Annotated in this window: 5 protein-coding genes; all 5 read left to right on the top strand. The window is 73.4% G+C overall.

What is annotated here, in order from left to right:
• The coding region (locus ABNT58_RS19055; protein WP_348755015.1) for a LodA/GoxA family CTQ-dependent oxidase at positions 1 to 470 on the top strand (470 nt) is incomplete at its 5' end.
• 6 nt (positions 471 to 476) lie between these two features.
• On the top strand, positions 477 to 1,580 hold the full coding sequence (locus ABNT58_RS19060; protein WP_348755016.1) for a hypothetical protein: 1,104 nt from the start codon (positions 477 to 479) through the stop codon (positions 1,578 to 1,580).
• A gap of 188 nt (positions 1,581 to 1,768) precedes the next feature.
• Entirely contained in the window at positions 1,769 to 4,210 is a 2,442-nt protein-coding gene (locus ABNT58_RS19065) for a winged helix-turn-helix domain-containing protein (protein ID WP_348755017.1), read from the top strand.
• A 51-nt stretch (positions 4,211 to 4,261) separates the two neighbouring features.
• Positions 4,262 to 4,828 carry a TspO/MBR family protein gene (locus ABNT58_RS19070; RefSeq protein ID WP_348755018.1) on the top strand — a complete coding sequence of 189 codons (567 nt, stop codon included), beginning with the start codon at positions 4,262 to 4,264 and terminating at the stop codon, positions 4,826 to 4,828.
• A 42-nt stretch (positions 4,829 to 4,870) separates the two neighbouring features.
• Positions 4,871 to 5,023, top strand: a complete 153-nt coding sequence (locus tag ABNT58_RS19075) for a hypothetical protein (protein ID WP_348755019.1) — start codon at positions 4,871 to 4,873, stop codon at positions 5,021 to 5,023.
• Positions 5,024 to 5,095: the final 72 nt, after the last annotated feature.

A 5,095-nucleotide genomic window follows, 5' to 3' on the forward strand; every position in this document is an offset into this window, starting at 1 on the left:
CCCCCGGCAGCATCACCCGCTGGATGGCCTGCCCCTGGCAGACCGACACCGCCAGCTGCCTGTCGGCCTACCGGCCCTGGGGCGGCGAGTTCCTGCCCACCTTCTGGCCGGCGCGGGTGCCCAACGACGTGCTCACCCAGCAGCAGTACGCCCGCTTGATGGACCCTGCGCTGCCGGTGCCCGAGCGGCTGCAGGCCTTCGACCCCGCCCGGCGGCAGAAATGGCTGCGCGGCATCGTCTACCAGCCGGGCAGCTACCCGCCGGCGATGATCACCCAGCCCAACCCGCGCGCCGTGTTCATCGAGGCCTGGTCGCAGATGGGCCTGATCACCCGCCAGCCAGGACCGGTGGACCTGCCCGCACTGCCGACCGTGACCTGGGTGGAAACCGGCCGCACGCTGCCGGAGGCGCCCCCGAGCCCGACCCAGCAGATGCCGCTGTGGCAGCACGACCCGGCGCAGGGGCGATGAACCGGTATGAGCCGTTGCCTCGACGTGGTGGTCCTGGGCGGGGGCCCGGCCGGCTGCAGCACCGCCATCGAACTGGCGCGCCTGGGCCAGGCGGTGGCGGTGCTGTCGCTGGCACGCGGCGGCGGGAGCGGCGGTGCCCGCATCGGCGACAGCCTGTCGCCGCAGGCCAGGCCGCTGCTGCACCGGCTGGGCCTGTGGGCCGCGTTCGAGGCCGACGGCCACCTGCCGTGCCATGCCAACCGGTCGGCCTGGGGCACCGACGAGCTGCAGCACCTGGACTTCATCCGGCATCCGCAGGGCCATGGCTTCCATGTCGATCGAGAGCGCTTCGACCACCGGCTGCAAGCCCGCGCCCAGGCGCTGGGCGTCGGGTTCGTCGCGCTGGCCGTGCCGCCGGCGTTGACGCGGCAGGCCGGGCAATGGCAGCTCAGCGCCCCGGGTTGGCAGGGCCAGGCCTCCTGGCTGGTGGATGCCACCGGCCGCTCGTCGTGGCTGGCGCGCCGGCAGGGTGCCAGCCGGCTGGAGATCGACCGCCAGGTGGCGGTGGTGGCCTGGTTGCGCGCCGGCACCACGATGGACGACGGCAGCAGCCTGATCGAGGCCGTGGCCGACGGCTGGTGGTACAGCGCGCCGCTGCCGGGCGGCCTCTGGTCCACCGCGTTTTTCACCGATGCCGACCTGCATCCGCTGCCCGGCCTGCGCACCGAAGCCGGCTGGCGCGCGCTGCTGCGCCGGGCGCCGCACACCCACGCCCGCCTGCAGCAGGCGCAGTGGCAGGCGGCGGCGACCTGCGTGCCCGCCGGCAGCGCCTGCCTGCACAGCGCCGTGGGCCCGGGCTGGCTGGCGGTGGGCGACGCGGCCATCCGCTACGACCCGCTGTCGGCCCACGGCCTGACGGTGGCGCTGGCCAGCGGGCTGCACGCCGCGCAGGCGCTGGGCCGCCTGCAGGCCGGCGACGGCAGCGCCTTGCCGGCCTACGACCGGCTGCTGCGGCAGGCCTTCGACGAGCATGCCCTGCAGCGCCAGCAGCTGTACTGCCAGGAAATGCGCTTTGCGCGCCACCCCTATTGGGCACGCAGGCAACAGACGGCCTTCGCGCGGGCGGCGTGAGGAGGTGAATCTGGTGATGGGCTTGCAGACGGCCCCGGGCCTGGAAAGAATGAATGCCACGGGGTCATCGCCCGGGGCCGACGGCCCCTGGGCGCCATGGCCGCCGGTGTAAGCCATGGGGGACAGGGATGACGACGCAGTATCGATTCGGTTCTGCGGAACTCCGCCCGGCCGAACGCAGGTTGTTGATGGACGGGCAGCCGATCGCGCTGGGCGCCCGCGCGTTCGACCTGCTGATCACCCTGGTGGAGCAGCGCCACCGCGTGGTCTCCAAAGGCGAGCTGATGGACCAGGTATGGCCCGGCCTGGTGGTCGAGGAAAACAACCTGCAGGTGCAGATCTCGGCGCTGCGGCGCGTGCTGGGTGCCCAGGCCATCGCCACCGTGCCGGGCCGTGGTTACCGGTTCGTGATGCCGGAGGCCGACCCATCCAGCGATGCCCTCCCGTCGGACGCCGGCCCGTCGGCCGCCCTGCCGCTGGCCGCCGCGCCGGCACCGGGCCCGGCCGCCACGCCCCACAACCTGCTGCCTGAACGCAGCCGCTTCATCGGCCGCGCGCAGGAGCTGGCCGAATGCCGGCATCTGCTGCGCGACGCGCAGATGCTCAGCCTGGTGGCCATCGGCGGTTGCGGCAAGACGCGCATGGCGCTCAAGCTGGCCGAGCAAGGCCTGGCAGACCACCCCGACGGCGTGTGGTTCGTCGACCTGGCGCCGCTGCAGGACCCGTCGCGCGTACCGCTGGCCCTGGGCGCGGCCATCGGCGTGGTCGAGCAGCCGGGCCAGCCGCTGATCGCGCGCCTGGCGCAGGCGCTGGCCGGCCGCCGCGTGCTCGTGGTGCTGGACAACTGCGAGCACGTGGCCGCCGCCGCCGCGGCCCTGGCCGACACCCTGCTGCGGGCCAGCCCGCAGCTGCGCTTCATCGCGACCAGCCGGGTGCCGCTGGGCCTGCCGGGCGAACGGGTGTTTGCGCTGCCGCCGCTGGGCTGCCCGCCGCCGCCGGCCGTGGCGTCGCGGCAGCGGCCCGAGTGCTACGACGCGGTGCGCCTGTTCATCGACCGCCTGCAATGGAGCCTGCCCGACTTTCGCCCCGACGGGTACGACAGCGCGCTGGCCGCCGACATCTGCCGCCGGCTCGATGGCATCCCGCTGGCGCTGGAGCTGGCCGCGGCGCGGGCGCGGGTGTTGTCCTTGCAGGAAATCCATGCCCGCCTGGGCGACCGTTTCCGGCTGCTCAAGCTGGCCGCGCCGGCCCAGCAGCGGCCACAGACGCTGCGCTCCATCATCCAGTGGAGCTACGACCAGTTGACGCCGCAGGTGCAGCAGCTGTTCCGCTGCCTGGGCGTGTTTGCCGGCGGCTTCACGCTGCCTTCGCTGGCCGCGGTGGTGGGCGAGGGCATCGACGAATTCGAGGTGCTGGACGAGCTGGCGGCCCTGGTCGACCAGTCGCTGGTGGTGGTGCACCAGCGGCCCGGCGGCGGCTCGCGTTACGACCTGCTGGAGACGGTGCGCCTGTTCGCCCAGGACCAGCTGCAGCTGGCCGGCGAGTGGGCGGCCGTGCGCACCCGGCACCTGCTGTACATGGCCGGCTGGGTGCGGGCCGGCTTTCCGCGGCTGCAGGGCAGCGACCAGCGCGCCTGGCTGCTGCAGCTGGACGACGAGCGCGAGAACCTGCTGCTGGCCCATGACTGGTGCAGCCAGGTGCCCCAGGGCGTGGCCTGCGGGCTGGAACTCACCGCCTGCCTGCAGGGCTACTGGCGCAGCCGCGGCATCGCCGAACTGGGCTACCGCGTGGCGCAAGAGGCCTTGCAGCGTGCCGTGGATGGCCCGCCTTCGCCAACCTACGCCGAGGCCTTGTTCGCCGCCGGCGACATGGCCTACTTCCTGGGCCTGTACCAGGACACGCAAATACTGCTCGAGCGCAGCCGCGCCATGGCCCATGCGCTGGGCGAACGCCGGCAGCAGGCGCTGTCGCAGCTGATGCTGGGCATGGCCCACCTGGGCGATGGCGATGGCGACACCGCACTGGGCCATTGCCAGGCGGCGCTGGCGCTCATCCGCCCGCTGGGCGAGCCCGGGGCGCTGCACCCGGCGGTGATGGGCGTGGGCGTGGTGCACATGGCGCTGCGCCAACTGCCGGCGGCAGCGCCGTACTTCGACGAGGCGCTGGCCCTGACACGGGCGCAGGGCTCGCCCTCGCAGCGCTGCGTCAGCCTGGTCAACTGCGCCTGGATCGACATCGACCGTGACGCGCTGGCCACCGCCCGCGACCGGCTGCTGGAGGCGGCGGAGATCGCCGACGACATCCGCCACGAGTCGCTGGGCCAGATGGTGGTGGACACCTTCGTGGGCTGGGCCGCCGCCCAGGGCCAGTGGGAGCAGGCGGCCCGGCTGTACGGTGCCGCCCAGGCCAGCATCGACGCCATGCACCAGCGCCGCCAACCGGCCATCGCGGCCATGGTGGGGCCGCACCTGGCGCGCCTGCGTGAAGCCCTGGGTGCCACCACCTTCGACCGTCTGCAGGCCGCCGGCCGCGAGATGCCGCTGCAAGCCGCGGTGACCACGGTGCGTGCCTGCCTGCTGCCCTGGCGCGCCGGCGCCGAACCAGCACCCCAGCTGCTGCCCAGCGGCTAGCGCAAACCCGGTGCATCAGGCCACCGGCACGGCGATTGCCAGTACCGCGGCATGAACGTCGGCCCGCGTTTGATCGTCCCCCGCCAGCCGGGCGCCATCTGGCCCGAAGCGGCCGTGCTGCCCCCGGCCGCCGCCGCTGCGGTGGCCAGTGCCGCGCTGCTGTATCCGATGGCCGCCGGCTGGGTGTTCGGCCCGCAGCGGCCCCGTGCCCTGGTCTGGTACGCCAGCCTGCGCACGCCGGCCTGGAAGCCGCCCGATGCGGTCATTCCGATCGCGTGGACGCTGATCGACAGCGGCTTTGCGGTGGCCGCCTACCGGCTGCTGCGCACGCCCGCCGGCCCGGGCACGGTGCGCCACCAGGCGCGCCAGCAGGCCCTGGGCTGGCTGGCGCTCAACGTCTTCCTGATCGGCGGCTGGAGCGCGGTGTTCTTCGGCGCGCGCCATCTGCCGGCCAGCCTGCTGGTGGCGGCCGCCATGGTGGGCACCGGCGCGGCTGGCGCGCGGGCTGCTTACCAGGTCGATCGGCCGGCCGGCCGCCTGACGCTGCCCTTCGTCGGCTGGGTGGGTTTTGCCACGGCGCTCACCGGCGCCTTGTGGTGGCTCAACCGCCGTCGCTGAGCCCTGCACCGGATTTCCTCAACCCCCAAGGACCCCCACCGCATGCGTGCACAACCCCAGCAGCACCCGCAGCACCGTCCCGGCAGCCATGCATCACGACAGGAAAAACGCCTGCGCCAATGGGAGCATCGGCCGCAGCCGGAACGGCCGGTGTTTCCGGAGCCCGATCCGCCGATCTACAAACCGCTGGGCTGAGAGCGTGAGAGTCTTTCGTTCAAGCCCGCTCACCACGCCCAAAGACGCCCGCTCGTCGTTGCAAATGCTCGC

It is taken from the genome of uncultured Aquincola sp. (assembly GCF_964001545.1).
Classification (GTDB): domain Bacteria; phylum Pseudomonadota; class Gammaproteobacteria; order Burkholderiales; family Burkholderiaceae_C; genus Aquincola.